18 protein-coding genes are annotated in these 17,033 nt (G+C 64.0%); 8 read left to right on the top strand and 10 right to left on the bottom strand.

The features are described 5' to 3' along the window. Positions 1 to 16: 16 nt before the first annotated feature. The 3 genes from recR to folB are packed head-to-tail and all read left to right on the top strand — an operon-like array spanning position 17 to position 1,821. Entirely contained in the window at positions 17 to 613 is a 597-nt protein-coding gene (recR, locus tag ACBR42_RS03635; RefSeq protein WP_102323125.1) for a recombination mediator RecR, read from the top strand. Beyond that, a complete protein-coding gene (locus ACBR42_RS03630; protein WP_371207290.1) occupies positions 610 to 1,395 on the top strand; it encodes an SDR family oxidoreductase in 786 nt (261 codons plus the stop codon). Before recR ends, ACBR42_RS03630 begins: the two co-directional genes overlap by 4 nt. 24 nt (positions 1,396 to 1,419) lie before the next feature. Next, complete coding sequence (gene folB / locus ACBR42_RS03625) at positions 1,420 to 1,821, top strand: dihydroneopterin aldolase (RefSeq protein ID WP_371207289.1); 402 nt, start codon at positions 1,420 to 1,422, stop codon at positions 1,819 to 1,821. 36 nt (positions 1,822 to 1,857) lie between these two features. Here folB and ACBR42_RS03620 read toward each other — a convergent pair whose 3' ends face one another. Then, on the bottom strand, positions 1,858 to 2,196 hold the full coding sequence (locus ACBR42_RS03620; RefSeq protein ID WP_162900446.1) for a TIGR02300 family protein: 339 nt from the start codon (positions 2,194 to 2,196) through the stop codon (positions 1,858 to 1,860). Positions 2,197 to 2,372: 176 nt separating this feature from the next. Here ACBR42_RS03620 and aroA point away from each other — a divergent pair, with 176 nt between their 5' ends. The 3 genes from aroA (at position 2,373) to rpsA (ending at position 6,354) form a co-directional block, all read left to right on the top strand. After that, on the top strand, positions 2,373 to 3,725 hold the full coding sequence (gene aroA, locus ACBR42_RS03615) for a 3-phosphoshikimate 1-carboxyvinyltransferase (protein ID WP_102323129.1): 1,353 nt from the start codon (positions 2,373 to 2,375) through the stop codon (positions 3,723 to 3,725). After that, positions 3,722 to 4,363, top strand: coding sequence for a (d)CMP kinase (gene cmk / locus ACBR42_RS03610; RefSeq protein WP_102323130.1), 642 nt, complete (start codon positions 3,722 to 3,724; stop codon positions 4,361 to 4,363). Before aroA ends, cmk begins: the two co-directional genes overlap by 4 nt. 275 nt (positions 4,364 to 4,638) lie before the next feature. Continuing rightward, positions 4,639 to 6,354, top strand: a complete 1,716-nt coding sequence (gene rpsA / locus ACBR42_RS03605; protein ID WP_102323131.1) for a 30S ribosomal protein S1 — start codon at positions 4,639 to 4,641, stop codon at positions 6,352 to 6,354. Positions 6,355 to 6,880: 526 nt separating this feature from the next. On the opposite strand, the gene ACBR42_RS03600 is transcribed toward rpsA, so the two are convergent. After that, complete coding sequence (locus ACBR42_RS03600; protein ID WP_371207288.1) at positions 6,881 to 9,592, bottom strand: M16 family metallopeptidase; 2,712 nt, start codon at positions 9,590 to 9,592, stop codon at positions 6,881 to 6,883. Positions 9,593 to 9,666: 74 nt separating this feature from the next. Here ACBR42_RS03600 and ACBR42_RS03595 point away from each other — a divergent pair, with 74 nt between their 5' ends. Then, entirely contained in the window at positions 9,667 to 10,839 is a 1,173-nt protein-coding gene (locus tag ACBR42_RS03595) for a serine hydrolase domain-containing protein (RefSeq protein WP_371207287.1), read from the top strand. A gap of 45 nt (positions 10,840 to 10,884) precedes the next feature. Continuing rightward, positions 10,885 to 11,403, top strand: a complete 519-nt coding sequence (locus ACBR42_RS03590) for a hypothetical protein (RefSeq protein WP_371207286.1) — start codon at positions 10,885 to 10,887, stop codon at positions 11,401 to 11,403. 17 nt (positions 11,404 to 11,420) lie between these two features. On the opposite strand, the gene ACBR42_RS03585 is transcribed toward ACBR42_RS03590, so the two are convergent. From ACBR42_RS03585 to ACBR42_RS03550, 8 genes are all read right to left on the bottom strand, one after another. Beyond that, positions 11,421 to 11,594: a DUF1674 domain-containing protein gene (locus ACBR42_RS03585; RefSeq protein WP_110546601.1), complete on the bottom strand. Its 174-nt coding sequence runs from the start codon at positions 11,592 to 11,594 to the stop codon at positions 11,421 to 11,423. A gap of 71 nt (positions 11,595 to 11,665) precedes the next feature. Continuing rightward, positions 11,666 to 12,388, bottom strand: a complete 723-nt coding sequence (ccmI, locus tag ACBR42_RS03580) for a c-type cytochrome biogenesis protein CcmI (RefSeq protein WP_102323134.1) — start codon at positions 12,386 to 12,388, stop codon at positions 11,666 to 11,668. A gap of 7 nt (positions 12,389 to 12,395) precedes the next feature. Next, a complete protein-coding gene (locus ACBR42_RS03575; RefSeq protein WP_102323135.1) occupies positions 12,396 to 12,875 on the bottom strand; it encodes a cytochrome c-type biogenesis protein in 480 nt (159 codons plus the stop codon). After that, a complete protein-coding gene (locus tag ACBR42_RS03570) occupies positions 12,872 to 13,450 on the bottom strand; it encodes a DsbE family thiol:disulfide interchange protein (protein ID WP_102323136.1) in 579 nt (192 codons plus the stop codon). The genes ACBR42_RS03575 and ACBR42_RS03570 overlap by 4 nt, the downstream gene beginning before the upstream one ends. Beyond that, positions 13,447 to 15,426 (bottom strand): heme lyase CcmF/NrfE family subunit, encoded by a 1,980-nt coding sequence (locus ACBR42_RS03565; protein ID WP_371207285.1) that lies wholly within the window; start codon positions 15,424 to 15,426, stop codon positions 13,447 to 13,449. The genes ACBR42_RS03570 and ACBR42_RS03565 overlap by 4 nt, the downstream gene beginning before the upstream one ends. Before the next feature lie 8 nt (positions 15,427 to 15,434). Then, positions 15,435 to 15,968 (bottom strand): cytochrome c maturation protein CcmE, encoded by a 534-nt coding sequence (gene ccmE, locus ACBR42_RS03560; RefSeq protein ID WP_102323138.1) that lies wholly within the window; start codon positions 15,966 to 15,968, stop codon positions 15,435 to 15,437. After that, positions 15,965 to 16,114 carry a heme exporter protein CcmD gene (locus tag ACBR42_RS03555; protein WP_102323139.1) on the bottom strand — a complete coding sequence of 50 codons (150 nt, stop codon included), beginning with the start codon at positions 16,112 to 16,114 and terminating at the stop codon, positions 15,965 to 15,967. Before ACBR42_RS03555 ends, ccmE begins: the two co-directional genes overlap by 4 nt. Beyond that, the gene (locus tag ACBR42_RS03550) at positions 16,111 to 16,914 is read right to left on the bottom strand and encodes a heme ABC transporter permease (protein ID WP_102323140.1); all 804 of its coding nucleotides are present in this window, start codon (positions 16,912 to 16,914) and stop codon (positions 16,111 to 16,113) included. Before ACBR42_RS03550 ends, ACBR42_RS03555 begins: the two co-directional genes overlap by 4 nt. Positions 16,915 to 17,033: the final 119 nt, after the last annotated feature.

The following is a 17,033-nucleotide window of genomic DNA, read 5'->3' as shown; positions in this document are numbered from 1 at the left end:
GAATGGACGGTAGGGCATGAGCGGCAGGGGCGAAATCGACCGGCTTGTGACCCTGCTCGGTCGCCTGCCGGGGCTGGGGCCACGTTCGGCCCGCCGTGCGGCGCTGGCGCTTCTGCGCCAGCCACAGGCGCGCATGCTGCCACTGGCCGATGCGCTGGCGCAGGCCGCGCATGCGGTACGCACCTGCTCACAGTGCGGTAATCTGGATACGTCCGACCCCTGCGCCATCTGCGTCGATCCGTCACGTGACGAGGGGCTGGTCTGCGTGGTGGAAAATGTGGGCGACCTGTGGGCGCTTGAACGCGCCGGGGTGCATCGCGGCGTCTATCAGGTTCTGGGGGGCACGCTGTCGGCGCTGTCCGGCACCGGGCCGGATGACCTGAATGTTCAGCCCCTGCTTGACCGTATTGCCGCAGGTGGCGTGCGTGAGGTCATTCTGGCGTTGGGTGCGACGGTGGAAGGGGCGACGACCATGCACTGGCTGCATGAACGGCTGGCCCGTTTTGACGTAAGGATCAGCCGGGTGGGGCAGGGCGTACCGGTCGGGGGCGCGCTGGATGTGCTGGATGACGGCACCCTTGCCGCCGCGATCATGGCGCGCAGGCCAGCATGACCGATCGCGTGGTCTGGCCCGTTCCGGCTGAAATTCCCCGCGTGGCGCTGGTTACGGGCGGCGCGGCGCGCCTGGGTCGTGCCATCGCGCTGGAACTGGCCCGCGCGGGCTTTGACATCGCCCTCCATTACAACGAATCGGCGCAGGCTGCTGTTGAAACCGCAGCCGAAATTCGTGCTCTGGGGCAGAATGCAGGTCTGTTTCAGGCCGATCTGGCGTCCGAACCGTCGGTATGCGCGCTCATGCCCGAAGTGACACGCAGCATGGGCACCGTGGGCGTGCTGGTGAACAATGCCAGCCTGTTCCAGCGCGATGAATGGGACAACGCCACCCGTGAAGGGTGGGATGCCCATATCGAACCCAATACCCGTGCGCCCTTCGTGCTGATGCAGGCTTTTGCCCGCCAGCCTGCCCCACCGGCGGCGGGAATGGTGCTGAACATGCTGGATGAGCGGGTCTGGTCACTGACCCCGCATTTTGTCAGCTATACGGTCTCGAAAGCCGCGTTATGGACGCTGACGCAGACCATGGCGCTGGCGCTGGCACCCCATCATATTCGCGTGAACGCCATTGGTCCCGGTCCCGTCCTGCCCACGCCACGGCAGAGTGCGGACCAGTTCGCCCGCCAGTGTGCTTCCGTGCCGCTAGGGTATGTCGCCACCCCGGACGAGGTCGCGCGCGCGGCGCTGTCGCTGCTCTGCCTGCCTTCCGTCACGGGGCAGATGCTCGCCCTTGATGGCGGCCAGCATATGCAATGGTCGCCGGCGCCACCCCGGACCTGACTACCCAAACCAACGGAAACCGCCATGTTCGTGCTGCCCCCATGGAATGAACCCGAACCGCTGCGCTGCCTGTTCGTGCGCAACATGGTGCTGGATGCCCATATCGGCGTGTTCGAGCATGAACAGGGCGTGACCCAGCGCATCCGCGTCAACGTGGCTTTCGGTGTTGCCGATGATGTGATGCAGGGGGTAGGCGCGGACGATCTGGAGCGCACCGTATCATATGAACGTGTGGTGCTGCTGATCCGTGAACTGGTGGCGCAGGGCCATGTCGCGCTGGTGGAAACGCTGGCCGAGCGAATCGCGCAGGGCGTGCTGGCGGACAGGCGCGTGCGCATAACCCGCGTGCGGGTCGAGAAACTGGATATTTTTGACGATGCCGAATCGGTCGGCGTCGAGATCGAGCGCCGTAACCCCGCCGCCTGATGCAAAACGGCCCGGGACATGCCCGGGCCGGATCGGTCAGTTGTCGTGGTCTTCCTTGTCGGTCTTCACGTCGATATCGGCGCTGCTGATGTCGTCATCGTCGTCATCATCAAGCCCCGCATCGTCGGGCAGGACCGCATCCGCGTCTTCATCCGCGTCGGTGTCCAGATCGACGTCCACGTCGTTGTCGAGGGCGTCATCCCCGGCCTTGGCCTTGGATTCGGGAATGATTTCAGCCGGGCGGCGCACGCGGGGCGCTTCCACGGGCTGTTCCGCACCACATTTCGGGCAGACGGCCGGATTCTTGTTCAGATCGTAGAAACGGGCGCTGCAGGAGACACAGACACGTTTGGTGCCGAGGTTGGGCTGGGCCATCTTGAACCTGTCGATCCTGTTGTAATGATGAAGGAAGCCACAATAGCGGGACGTGGCGAAAGGCGCAGCCCCATGCCAGTTTGTGCGTATAATGTCAAACGCCGGGCGGACGCCACCCCACAATCATGCCGATCTGCGATTGACTTTGCCACCCGGAATACGGAATGGGATGCGTTATGAAAACCGATCATGCCCCATCTTCCGTCCGCGCGCTGACGGTTCATGCCCCGCGCGCGCCCCTGTCCGGTTCGATCCATGTGCCCGGTGACAAATCAATCAGCCACCGCGCCCTGATGTTTGCGGCCCTCGCACGTGGTACGACCCATATTACCGGCCTTCTGGAAGGCGAGGACGTGCTGCGCACCGCCGACGCCATGCGCGCGCTTGGCGCCGACATCATCCGCGACGGCGTGGGCGAGTGGACGGTAAAGGGCTGTGGGCTGGATGGTCTGCGCGAACCCGATGATGTGCTGGACATGGGCAATTCCGGCACCGCCGCACGCCTGCTGTCAGGTATTCTGGCCAGCCATGGCTTCACATCCGTCATGACGGGGGACGCCAGCCTGCGTGGCCGCCCCATGAAGCGGGTCATGGACCCGCTGGCCGCAACGGGCGCCGTTTTCCTGTCACGTCAGGGCGGTCGCCTGCCGCTGGCCATTCAGGGCAATGGCGATCCCGCCCCGCTGTCCTATCGTCTGCCGGTGGCGTCCGCTCAGGTGAAATCCGCCGTGCTGCTGGCCGGACTGAACGCTGCGGGTGAGACGCGGGTGGAAGAACCGGTCGCGACTCGTGACCATACCGAAAACATGCTGCGTCATTTCGGGGCCACCGTGCGGGTGGAGCCAATGGGCGCGGGCGGTCGGGTCATCACCCTTCAGGGGCGGCCGGAACTGGTGGCGCAGGATATCGTGGTGCCGGGCGATCCGTCCTCGGCGGCGTTCGTGCTGGTCGCGGGCCTGCTGGTGCCGGGATCGAAGGTGGTCGTGCAGGGCGTCGGCCTCAACCCGCTGCGCACGGGCCTGTTCACGTCGCTGCGGGAAATGGGTGCCGATCTGGCGATCAGCAATGAACGCGTGGAAGGTGGCGAGCCTGTGGGCGACATCACCGTCACGGCAGGCGCACTTCATGGCGTGGACGTGCCTGCCACGCGCGCGCCGTCCATGATTGACGAATATCCGGTTCTGGCGGTTGCGGCGGCCCATGCAACGGGGCAGTCGCGCTTTCGCGGGCTGGAGGAACTGCGCGTGAAGGAAAGCGACCGTCTTGCCGCGACCGTCGCCCTGCTGGAAGCCAACGGCGTGAAGGTGGATGTGGTGGGTGATGACATGATCGTGCATGGCACGGGCGGGGCCATCCCCGGTGGCGGTCTGGTACGGACCCGCATGGACCATCGCCTTGCCATGAGCGCGATTGTCATGGGGCTTGCCGCCAGCAGCCCGGTAAGCGTGGATGATACGGCGTTTATTGACACCAGCTTCCCCGGTTTCGTGGCCCTGATGAACAGCATCGGCGCCGGGCTTGCGGCATGACGCGCCGCCTGGTCATAGCGGTTGACGGTCCTGCCGCGGCAGGAAAGGGCACCCTTGCGCGGCGGCTGGCGCAGGCGCTGGACCTGCCTTACCTTGATACCGGGCTGCTTTACCGCGCGACCGGACGGCGGATGATCGACGCCGGTCTCGACCCGCAGCATGCCCCGGCGGAGACATTTGCCGCCAGCGTCGGTCTGGAGGACCTCAGCCGCACCGACCTGCGCGTGCCGGAAGTGGACCGTGCAGCCAGCCTTGTCGCCGCCCAGCCCGCCGTACGCCGTGTGCTGGTTGACGTGCAGCGCCGCTTTGCCGGTGAACACGGGGCCGTGCTGGACGGGCGTGACATCGGCACCGTCATTTTCCCCGATGCCACGGTGAAGCTGTTCATTACCGCTTCGGCCCGCACGCGCGCTGAACGGCGGTGGGAACAGCTTGCCAGCGATCCCCATGCGCCGGACCGGGCGGAGCAGATCGCCCGCGTGGAACAGGAAATCGTGGCACGCGACGCGGCGGACTCCAGCCGTAGCACCGCCCCGCTGCGCATGGCCGATGATGCGGTGCGTATCGAAACCGACACGCTTGACGCCGATGAAGTACTGGCCGAGGCCCTGCGGATCGTGGCGCGCATGACGCGCTAGGGCGCTTTTGTGCGGGAACTATCTGTCCTGCTCATGGTTTTTATTGACATGCGCCATCCATAGGGTGTCTGTGCACACCGGTATATGCCCCGCGCGTACGCGTGCCGGGGCATGACGTTCATTCACTGGCCATCAGGCGGGCCGCGACCGTGTCGCGGCACATGCGCCGGGCAAGCCGTTCCCAATATATCCCGCGCATGCGGGGCGGTCGGGGGCGCAGGATTGTCCACATGCCCCATCGGGGTGAATGTGGTTACAGGATTTACGAGTAGCCCATGGCTTCAGCCACAACACAGCCCGTCGCCGATTATAAGGGTGGCGAGGACTTTGCCTCCCTTCTTGAGGAAACTCTCGGTCGGGATTCCGCATTTGACGGTTCCGTTGTCACGGGTCGCGTCGTCCGCCTGACGGATGAATACGCGATCGTCGATGTCGGCCTGAAAAGCGAAGGGCGCGTCGCCCTGAAGGAATTCGGTCCGCCGGGCGTATCCCCCGACGTCAAGCCGGGTGACGTTATCGAACTGTTCGTCGAGCGGTACGAAGATCGTGACGGGTCCATCGTCCTGTCGCGTGAAAAGGCCCGCCGCGAGGAAGCCTGGTCGAACCTTGAAAAGGCGTTCGAAGGCAACCAGCGCGTCAACGGCACCATCTATGGCCGCGTCAAGGGTGGCTTCACCGTCGATCTGGGCGGTGCGATGGCGTTCCTGCCCGGCAGCCAGGTCGATATCCGCCCCGTGCGCGATGTGACCCCGCTGATGGGCGTGCCGCAGCCGTTCCAGATCCTGAAGATGGATCGTGCGCGTGGCAACATCGTCGTCTCGCGTCGTGCGGTTCTGGAAGAGACCCGTGCGGAACAGCGCAGCGAGCTGATCCAGGGCCTGAAGGAAGGCATGATCCTCGACGGCGTGGTCAAGAACATCACCGATTACGGTGCGTTCGTGGACCTCGGCGGCGTCGATGGCCTGCTGCATGTGACCGACATCGCATGGAAGCGCATCAACCACCCGTCCGAAGCGCTGCAGATTGGCCAGCCCGTCCGCGTGCAGGTCATCCGCTTCAACCCCGACACGCAGCGTATCTCGCTGGGCATGAAGCAGCTTGAAGCTGACCCGTGGGAAAACGTGGCGATCAAGTACCCGCCGGGTGCGCGCTACTCCGGTCGCGTCACGAACATCACCGATTACGGTGCATTCGTGGAGCTGGAGCCGGGCGTCGAAGGTCTGGTGCACGTTTCCGAAATGTCCTGGACGAAGAAGAACGTCCATCCGGGCAAGATCGTCGCCACTTCGCAGGAAGTCGATGTGATGGTTCTGGATGTGGACAGCGCGAAGCGCCGCATCTCGCTGGGCCTGAAGCAGGTGCAGCGCAACCCGTGGGAGCAGTTCGCCGAGGAGCACAAGGTTGGTTCCGTGGTGGAAGGCGAGATCCGCAACATCACCGAATTCGGCCTGTTCATCGGCCTGTCCGCGGACATCGACGGCATGGTTCACATGTCCGACCTGTCCTGGGACGAGGCGGGCGAAGTCGCCATGAGCCACTACGAGAAGGGCCAGGTCGTAAAGGCCAAGGTTCTGGATGTGGACGTGGAGAAGGAGCGCATCTCGCTCGGTATCAAGCAGCTTCAGGAAGACCCCGCTGCTGACACCCTGAGCAAGGTGCAGAAGGGCGCGATCGTGACCTGCATCGTGACTGCTGTTCAGGCGAACGGCATCGAGGTGAAGGTTGACGACGTTCTGACCGGCTTCATCCGCCGTGCGGAACTGGCCCGTGACAAGGCTGACCAGCGTCCGGAGCGTTTCGCCGTTGGTGAACGCGTCGATGCGAAGATCGTCTCGGTTGACCGCGCCGCGCGCAAGCTGGCCCTGACCATCCGCGGCCGTGAGGTCGAGGAAGACAAGCAGGCGATCTCTGACTACGGTTCGTCCGATAGCGGTGCATCGCTGGGTGACATTCTGGGTGCCGCGATCCGTCGCCGTAACGCCGAGGGCTGATCCTGCCGCACGCTCCGGCCCGCCTGCGCGGGTTGGGGTATGCGCACGGAAAGGGGGCAATGCAGAAATGCATTGCCCCTTTTTTTATACGTATATTTTCCAGTCTGTTGCCCCTGCCACCTTATGGGTAACAGACCCATGGCACGACAGCCTGCGCTCATCCACGCGATGCAGGGGCCTGACCCATGTGCCGGTTTCAGCTTTCCTGATTACAGGGAACATGTTCTGTCAGACGATATACGCATGCGATATTGCTGACCGTACAGTCAGGCGTCTGTCCTGAAACATCCAGAAATCATAAGGAAGTTTCTGGTAAAGCTTTTTTCAGAAAGCTTTGGAAGACGTTGCTTTTTTTAAAGGCGACATCCCAAATTCATGCCGTCGCATAACGCCGCGCAGCAGGCAGCCATACCGTGTGCAGGCGTCCTGCTGGCAGCGTGTGCTGCGGGGTCTTGCGAGCCTGTCGTCGCGCGGAAAAAAGTAGCCCCGCCCCGGCAAGCCGGGACAGGGACCTTTTTCCGGCGCGTTACGGTGTGGTTTCCGGCCCCTTCACGATTTCCGCCAGATCGGCGGGCCGTATCCATTTACGAAAGGCATCGCGTATCGCATTGGCATCCAGCGTGTAATACGCCTGCGCTGCAATATCATTCTGGTTCAGGGGCAGGCCCAGATCGCTGAAATGCAGGTAAGATGCGGCAATGGTGTCAAGGCTGGCCGATTGCAGGGCCAGTCCACGCAACATGCCGGCACGGGCCATGGTCAGTTCGTCCTCGTTCACAGGCTGGGTCTGCATGGCCCTGATATCGCGCAGGGCGGCTTCACGGGCTGCGGCAATCCTGTCCGGGTCGGCCCCGAAGGAAATGCTGTAGGCGCTGCGGTTGCGCCGCCATGTCAGATTGCTACGCACGGTATAGACATAACCCGTGCGGACCCGCAGGTCGCGGTACAGGCGGGATGAGAAGCCGGAACCCAGAATCTCGTTGCCCAGGCTGAGCGCGAAATGCTCCGGATTGGCGACCGTCAGCCCAAGGCTTTCCGGCAGGGAAACGGAAGCCTGCGTGCTGGACGGGTCGGGGACGTGTGTCTCGCTCATATGGCTGTCGGGACGGGATGGCAGATCGACAACCGGGGTCGGTCCCGTCGCGTGCCATGCGCCAAAGGTGCGGCTGATCGCCCTGTATGCGGCATCGGGTGTGATGTCGCCGGTAATGACGATTGTTGTCAGGTCAGGCCGATAGGCGGACGCCCAGAAGGCGCGGCAGTCCGCCAGTGTCAGCTTCATGACCCGTTTCGGGTCGGGCTGGCGCAGCGACGGGTCCCCCGATGGGGAGATGGCGGCCTGCATCGCATGGCTGAACAGGTAGCCCGGTGAATGCAGCAGGCCGGACAGGGAGGCCGCCGTGTTGGCCCGCACGACCTTGAATGCCGGTTCGGGCAGGGCCGGATGCAGTTCGTTTTCAGCCAGCAGGTCCAGACCCCGCGCAAAATCGGGTGTCAGGACGCTCAGGCTGAAATCCGCCCCGGCACTTTCGGTTGCGGCAATATCATCAAACGCCTTCTGCAGTCCGATCCGGTCATGGCTTGTGCTGCCGTAATGGAACAGTTCATCGGTAATGTCGGCAATGCCTTCCTTGCCGGGCGGTTCCTGCATGTCCTCATTCTGGCGAATGGTGCCATACAGGCTGATGGTATGGCTGACGGATGCAGGACGCACGATCAGCCGCAATCCGTTCGGCAGGGTGAAGGAAGCTGGCTGCGGCGATGGTTCGGGCGGGCGTAGCGCAAGCAGGCTGTCACTGGCCCATTGCGGCAGGGAAACGGCATGATCCGGCGTGCTGGCGAAGGATTCCGATCCACCAAACCCCTTGTCAGTGGTCGGATGGCCCCCGTCGCGCGGGGTCAGGATGGCGGTAATGGATTGCTGCGGGTCAAGTACCTGACGGGCCAGTCGGTTCACGTCCTCCGGTGTTACGGCGGCGAAGGCGCTGGCTTCATCATCGGGGGACTGTAATCCCATGACCGCCTGCGCTTCCGACCAGCTTTCAGCCAGACCGGAAATGCTGTTGGCGGCGAAACCCAACTGCGCCAGTTCCTTGCGTTTGGCTGCGTCCACCAGATCGGCTGGCACGCCATTTTCACGCAGCGTATGCAGGATATTCTGCATGCGGGCCTGTAGCGGGGCAGGCGCGCCATCCTTGGGGAAGGCCGCGATGGCGATACCGATTCCCGCATCCGCCTTGGTTATGAAATCGAAGCTGGCCAGCAACGCATGGCCCTGGGGCACAAGGTCGTACAGCGCGCCGCGCTGGCTGGACAGCACATCGGACAGAATCCGGGCGGCTGCGTAATCATGGCTGTTCTGTCCCGGCATGCGGCTGGCGATGGCGACCAGCCCGATGGGGTAATCGGTGGGGAAATGCAGCGTCTGCGCATGGACGGGGCCGGGATGGATTTCGGGGCGGGGTGGCAGCCTGCGTGCCGGAATCCCCGCGAATGTCGTGCGGACCAGTTCCAGCGTGGATGTGGGGTCTACCGCGCCGGTTATGACCAGAATCGCATTATTGGGCGCGTACCAGTTCCGGTAGAACCGGCGCAGCATGGCGGTATCGGTCCTGTCGAAGGATGCACGGCTGCCCAGCGCATCATGTTCATACGGGGTGCCTGCGAACAGGATGGACTGCAACCGGGCCAGATAGACATAACCGGGGCTGGACATATCGCGCGAGACTTCCTGCTCGATCGCGCCGCGTTCATGTGTCCAGTCCTCTGCGGCCAGTGTCAGGCCATTCATGCGCAGGGCTTCGATATGCAGCAGCACGTCAAGGTTTTCCGCCGGGGCGGTATAGAAAAACTGCGTCACGTTTTCCGTGGTATCGGCATTATAGCTGCCGCCAAGCCGCGCGCCGATGGCGGCAAGCTGGTCACGGTCCAGCCCGTGGCTGCCACGGAACATCATATGTTCCAGCGCATGCGCCGTGCCGGGAAAGCCCGCCGGGGCGGCTGCGGAACCGGCAAGGTAATTGATCTGGGTGCTGACCACCGGGGCCAGCCGGTCCGGCACGATCACTACGCGTAGTCCGTTGGGCAGCGTGGCCTGTAATGGCATTTCCGGCTGGATCAGGGCGGGAACGGGGGCGGGCCGGGTTGCATGTGCCATGGGGGCCATGGCGCCTCCCAGACCTGTGCCACATAACAGAAGGGAGAGGCTTACGACCTTGAAAAACTGACGTGCTATCATATCACAAGATTACGCTGCTTTGAGCGTGCCGACCAGTTCACGCGCTCGCCCCCTGTGTCGCAAAGGATGGAAACATGACATCTGGCCCCCTCGAAACCAGTGGCATGCGTGCCCGTGTCCGCCATGTCATGGATACGGCAATTGATAAGGCCCGACTGGTCGGCGCGGTGGTCCTGGTTGCGGTAGAGGGCGAGGTTGTGGTGGCGGAAGCCGCCGGCCTTGCGGACCGTGAAGCAGGCCGCCCGATGCAGGTGGATACGCTGTTCCGCCTTGCTTCCCTGACCAAGCCGGTTGTTACGGCTGTCTGCCTTGCGCTGGCGGAAGAAGGGCTGGTGGACCTGCACGCCCCGGTCAGCCGATACCTGCCACAATTCCGGCCCTGCCTGCCCGATGGTGGCCCCTGCGATATTACGCTGCATCAGTTACTGACCCATACCAGTGGACTGGGCTACGGGTTTTCCCTGCCGCGCGACGACAATCCCTATACCCGTGCGGGTGTATCGGATGGAATCGCGGAACCGGGGCTGTCGCTGGCGGATAATATGGCCCGTCTGGCCTCGGTTCCGCTTCTGTTTCCGCCGGGTCAGGGCTGGTGCTATTCGCTGGGGCTGGATGTCATTGGCGCGGTGATTGAACAGGTATCCGGACAGTCCCTGCCTGCTGCCGTCCAGCATCATGTGGGGCGCGTGCTGTCATGGCGGGAGAGTGGCTTTACGGTCCGGGCACCTGAAACCCTTGCCGCATGCTATGCCGATGCGCGACCTGTTCCCATCCGCATGGGGGCTGAATATGTCCTGTCCCGCATCCTGCCCGATGGCGGGGTGGGCGAAATCCGTTTCGCGCCCGACCGTATCCTCAACCCGCACTCCTACCCGTCCGGTGGCGCGGGCATGGTGGGTACGGCCCACGAATTCCTTGCCTTCATCGATACCGTGCGCAGCGGCGGGGATGGTATCCTTTCACCTGCCTCCGCCATGCTGTTCGGGCACAACGCCATAGGCGATCTGGATATGGGACCGCAGACACGGGGGCGTCGTTTTGGCTATGGCGGCGCAGTCATAACCGACCCTGATGCCGCGCGTACGCCGCTAGGCGCGGGCAGCTTCACATGGGGCGGCGTATACGGCCATCAATGGGTGGTGGACCGTTCGCGTGGCCTGAGTATTGTGATGCTGAGCAATACGGCGCTGGCCGGTATGGCCGGAACTTATCCCGATGCGGTTGTCGCCGCCGTCTGTGCCGGGTAAGGCATGGCCCCATGCGGCACGGATACGAAGATACTGGGAACTGTCATGTCATTTGGTGAACGCGTCAACCAGTTCGATGCCTGGCTTCTGGACCGGATTTTTCAGCCTTTTGCCGATGCGCTGCCTGAACGCCTGCCTGCGATGGAAGTGGGCATGAGTTTTCAGGTCGGGTCCATCGTGCTGTCGGCCGCGTCCATATCCGCCCTGCTGGTAATGGAAGGCATGACGCTGGATAACGTGATAACCAACCTGCTCGGCTGGTTTTTCGAGGTCATATTCTATATCGGCATTCACCGCCTGCGCGGCATGGTCCGCCCCGGTTACCAGAACCCGTTACGGGTCATGCTGGCGGGGATGCGGCCCATTTCCATTCCCTTTGCGGTCTATGCCTTCTATCAGGCCCTGACGGCGGAACGGGTTTACGAACTCGCCCTGTGGTTCAATTCCCTGTCCCAGCTTGTATTCGTAGCGGGAATCTACCTGATTTCGTGTAACATGCCGCCGCCGGGACACCGGGCGCGCCAGACCTTCGGGCGCGGACCGCTACCGAACGAAATCGGCTGACAGGCAGCAGCCGTGGATCAGAAGTCCACGCATCTTCCCTTGACCGTCCAGTCGCCGTAGCGGGTTGGCTCCGGTCCCTTGGGGCCGCCGATTTCATCGGGTTCCGCCGGCTGTTTCAGCAGGGCGGCTTCCTTTGCGGCCTCATCGGATTCAGCGGTGGGTGCGGGGGTGGGGATCTTGTCCTTGCTCATGCCCGGCAGTTTCCGCCCGGATGCGGATGGCTGGCAAGCTGAAAAGCCCGCCATGCCATGCGGGTAGCGCGTTATTGATGTTCGGACTGCGCGATACGCTGCTGCACCGTCATCCGCCACGGTGCATCCGCCGGGGCAGCGTCAAGCGCGCGGCGGTACAGATCCGCCGTTTCAGCCGAAATATGGCCACCATCCGCCATCATCTGGGCTTCGGCGGCACGGGCCGCCACTTCGGGGTCGAAGCGCTGTTCTATGGCGCTGCGCCAGGCCTGGGCGGCGGCGGCGTAGTGGTCGCGGCCCGCTTCGGCCTGACCCAGCAGCACATAACCCTGAAACAGGCTGGGATCGCCCGGCGGGATCTGTTTCAACTGCTCGCGCAGGCGGTCGATGATCGCGTCGTTGCGATGATCTTCCTTCTGGATGGCGGCAAGACGGGGGGCAAGGGGCTGCGCAGGCAGGGACGGGTGCCCGACCGTCAGGTAGAGCGCGATCGCCGCAACCGGCAGCCCGATCAGGGCTGCGGCAATGGCGCCAGTGGATGCCCCTTTGCGCGCGACAAAGGCGGGCAGGGTGTCCGTGCCCAGCAGGCGGCGCTGGATTTCCAGCCGCGCGCTGTCATGTTCGGATGGGGCGATCATCCCTTCCACCAGGTCACGTTCCAGTTCCGCAAGCTGGGCCTGATGCAGCGCAAGGGCGGTTTCGCGTTCATCGCGCAGCAGGGTGGCGCGACGGAACGACAGCAGGGCAGGCAGCAGCGCGATCACGCCAAGCAGGCAGATACCAATCCAGATCATCTCAATCTCAGCGTGTTCGGGTCAGGTCGGACAGACGGCGGCGTTCTTCATCCGTCAGGGGCGGTGGTGTGGACGCGCGCGGCCTGCGGAACGTCCACCACGCAACCCCGATACCGATGCCAAGCGCCAGTAGCGGCATGACCCACAGCAGCAGCGTGCCGATGGTCAGCGGCGGCTTGAGGCGGATGAAGTTGCCGTAGCGGTTGACCATCCAGTCCATGATCTGGCGGTTGCTTTCACCCTTGGCCACATGTTCGCGCACCACGTGGCGCAGGTCGCGGGCAAGGTCGGCGCTACTGTCCTCGATCGATTCATTCTGGCAGACAAGGCAGCGCAGTTGCGCGCCAATCGCTTCGGCCCGCTGTTCCTGTGCCGGGTCCGGCAGCATCTCCGACGGGTCATCAACCGCAATTGCCACCACGGGAGCCAGCAGCAGGCAGGCCAGAAGGGCCATCACCCAGCCCCGGCGCAGGAAGGATGTCGTCATGATTTCAGGCTGTCCGCCAGCGGCATGATCGTATTGGCAATCATGCTTTCGGTAATGGGGGAGGCCGTGTGCCAGCGGATGACCCCGCCCGGCCCGATCAGGAAGGTTTCCGGCACGCCGGACACGCCCCAGTCGATTGCCGTCAGCCCGTCGCGGTCGGCGGCAATGCGGGCATAGGGGTTTCCGGCACGCTGGACAAAGCCCAGTGCATGCTCGGGCTTGTCCTTGTAAGCGATGCCCCAGATTGGCAGGCGATCTTTCAGCACGTTCAGCACCGGCATTTCCGCCACGCAGGGAATGCACCACGAAGCGAAGTAGTTCACCAGAACCGGCGTTTTCAGCGCGCGCAGGTCCTGTGCGGAAAAGCCGGTTCCCGGCGCCTGATCGGGCAAGGCGAAGTCCGGCACGGGGCGGTTGAGCGCCGGGGCATGGATGTCATGGGGGTCGAATGATCCACGCGACATGCCCGACAGCATGCGCCAGAACGCGACACCCGCGCCACCTGCGACAACCAGCGGGGCCGCCATGAGCAGGCGGCGGCGCGTGGGGGAAGGGGGAAGGGACGTATCGTTCATCGTGCCGCCACCATGTCAGCCGCCTTCGCCCGCCGTGGCGCGCCCACGCGCACACGACGGTCAGACAGCGACAGCGCGCCGCCAAAGGCCATGATCAGGCCACCCAGCCACATCCATGGGGCCAGCGGGTTGTAATGCAGCCGCAGGACATAGGTGGGGTCGGCATCGCTGCCGTGCCTGTCCCCAAGAACGCCATAGATGTCGGCCATGAGGTTGGTGTGGATCGCCACTTCCGTGGTGGTCTGGTGCTGGCTTGCGAATGTCCGCTTGGACGGATGCAGGGTGGTGATCAGCCTGCCATCGTGGCGGACCTCGATGGTGGCGACCAGCGCGGTGTAATTGGGTCCCTGCGCGGGATGGACTTCGGTCAGGGTCCAGCTATCGCCCGCCAGCATCTCGCTCTGGCCGACATGGACTTCGACAATGCGGTGCGCCGCCTGCGACATGCCCGCAATGCCCAGCACCGTAATGCCGACACCCGCATGGGCCAGCGCTGCGCCGAATACCGCACGCGGCAGGCCACGGGCACGCTGCCAGCTCTGCGCGGGTGACTGGCGGAACAGGCGCAGCCGCTCCACGATATCGGCGACACTGCTGCAGATCACCCATACGGCGGTAGCGGTTGCCAGCACTGGCAGGATGTCACGCATGCGGAAGGTGGCGATAGCCAGCGCCAGCAGCGACACGCAGGCCGCCCACCACAAGCGGCGCAGGACCGGCCACATCTGCGCACGCTTCCACGGCACCATCGGGCCAAAACCCATGAACACCATGAGCGGAATGGCAAGGGGAATGGTGGTCGCATCAAAGAACGGCTTGCCCACCGAAATGGTCTTGCCGAACAGCAGCGACATGAATGGCGGATACATCGTGCCCGTCAGCACCACCGCGCAGATGGAACACAGCAGGATGTTGTTGAGAACCAGCAGCCCTTCACGCGACATGGGGGCGAACAGGCCACCCGTGGTGAGTTGCGGCGCGCGGATGGCGAACAGCAGCAGCGAACCGCCAATGACCACTGCAAGCAGCCCGAGGATGAACACGCCACGCGCCGGATCGTTGGCGAAGGCATGCACGGAATTGAGGATGCCCGAACGCACAAGGAACGTGCCGGAAAGCGAGAAGGAAAACGTGCCGATGGCCAGCAGGACGGTCCAGATTTTCAGCGCCTCGCGCTTTTCCACCACAATGGCGGAATGGACCAGCGCCGTGCCCGTCAGCCACGGGATCAGCGATGCGTTTTCCACCGGGTCCCAGAACCAGTAGCCACCCCAGCCCAGCACGTAATAGGACCACCATGATCCCATGGCGATGCCACAGGTCAGGAAGCACCACGCCGCCACTGCCCACGGGCGCACCCAGCGGCCCCATGCAGCATCCACACGCCCTTCGATCAGGGCGGCGATGGCGAAGGCGAACGGCACGGCGAAGCCGACATAGCCGGTGTAGAGAATGGGCGGATGGAACGCGAGGCCGGGGTCCTGCAGCAGCGGGTTCATGCCCTGCCCGTCCAGCGGCGCGGGCCAGACACGGGCGAACGGGTTGGACGTGGTCAGGCAGAACAGTTCGAAGCCTGCAGCAACCCCGCCCAGCACCGCAATCACGCGTGCCTGCAGGGCGGAAGGCAGGTTGCGCCCGAACAGGGCCACCGCGCCACCGCAGATGGACAGGATCAGCGCCCATAACAGCACCGAGCCTTCATGATTGCCCCATACGCCGGTGATTTTGTACAGCAGCGGCTTGCTGACCGCGCTGTTGGCCGCCACGTTCTGCACGGAAAAGTCGTTGGTGATGGCCGCATGGATCAGGCATGCGAAAGAAGTCGCAAGGGCCAGCATCTGCCCCACGGCCAGCGCGGGGGCCAGCGCCATCAGGCGCGCGTCACGCCGGTTCGCGCCGATCAGCGGCAGGATGGCCTGTCCGGCGGCCATACAGCATGCCAGCGCCAGTGCAAAATTTCCAAGTTCCGGGTTCATCGCGGATGTCAGTTTCCGTCAGGTGTCTGGGTGGCCGGTTTTTTCGCCGTATCGGTCGCCGTCATGGTGTTCCAGCTTGTCGCGTCCGGCGCCTTGCCGAAACGTGGGTCCCATTTGCCGCTGCGGCGCAGTTCCTCGGCCACTTCCTTGGGCATGTAGGTTTCGTCATGCTTGGCCAGAACTTCGCTGGCGCGGAACGTGCCATCGGGATTGACGGTGCCCACGGCCACGACGCTCTGCCCCTCGCGGAACAGGTCGGGCAGTATCCCTTCATAACGAACGGTCACGGCGTCCTGCCCGTCGGTCACGTCGAATATGGCGACCGGGGTGTCCTTCACCTTTTCACGGTGTACGCTGCCCGCCACGACCATGCCGCCCAGACGGATGGTGCGGTCGGCTGGCGGCGGCTTCTTATGGACCTGCGATGGCGCCATGAAGAAGACGATATTGGATGAAAAGGCGTTGAGTGTCAGGGCAGCGGCGGAACCAAGCCCGATCATGCACGCAACCACCAGCCACAGGCGTCGGCTCTTGCGGGTCATGACGGCCTGCGTGTCCGGCCGGGCTGTTCAATGGCGGCAAGCCGTTTGCGCGCCTGTCGCAGCCGGATGGTGGCGTTGACCGACAGGATCGCCGCGACGCCAAGGGTCAGGCCATAGGCGGCCACGATATAGGGCAGGTGGGTCATACGGCGGCACTGTCTGTCTGGGGATTGGTCTGTGCGGACTGGCGGCCACGGCTGGCGGCAAGGATGGTGCGGATGCGGCTTTCCATTACGGAAGCGCGCAGGCGGGCCAGCACGATCGCGCCAAATCCCAGCGTGAAGCCCAGCGTGGTCAGGCCCAGCGGCCACAGCATGGAGGTGGACATGGTCGGCGCCCCCGTAACCGTGATGCTGTCGGGCTGGTGCAGCGTGTTCCACCACTGTACGCTGAACTTGATGATCGGCAGGTCGATCGCGCCCGCCAGCCCCAGTATGGCGGCGGCGCGGTAGCCACGCTGCGGTTCGTCAAATGCGCGGATCAGCGCGATATGGCCCAGATACAGGAAAAACAGCACCAGAACGGATGTCAGCCGCGCATCCCACACCCACCACGTGCCCCACATCGGCTTGCCCCACAGGGAGCCGGTGGCAAGGCAGACAGCGGTGATGGCGGCCCCGACCGGCCCGATCTCCACCGCCGCAAGGTCGGCCAGCGGATGCCGCCATACAAGCGAAAGAAGGGAGCACACCGCCAGCGCCATATACCCCGACGATGCCAGCCATGCTGTAGGCACATGCACGTACATGATGCGCACGCTGTCGCCCTGCTGCCAGTCGGCGGGGGAGAAGAACAGCCCGCATACGATTCCGGCCGCGGACAGCGCAAGTGCGGGCCAGGTCAGCCACGGCTGCAGCTTCGCACCCATGCGCAGGAAACGCCCCGGGTTGGCGTAGCGGTGAAAAAGGTTACCGGTTCTTGCGGTAAGGCTCTGCGTTGCGTTCAAGGTTGATCCATCCGTGCCGGGGGCACCTGTCCCTGCAATGAAAAGGGTCAAGAAAAATTTTCGCCATAGCCCGCGGTCGGCCGGGGGCTGGCGTTTTGCTGCTCTACACTATCGCGTTA

Origin of the sequence: Komagataeibacter sp. SM21 (assembly GCF_041402665.1) — a bacterium.
GTDB lineage: Bacteria > Pseudomonadota > Alphaproteobacteria > Acetobacterales > Acetobacteraceae > Komagataeibacter > Komagataeibacter saccharivorans.
Note: the sequence above shows the minus strand (reverse complement) of the source record. Positions and strands in the feature narration are given on the sequence as shown.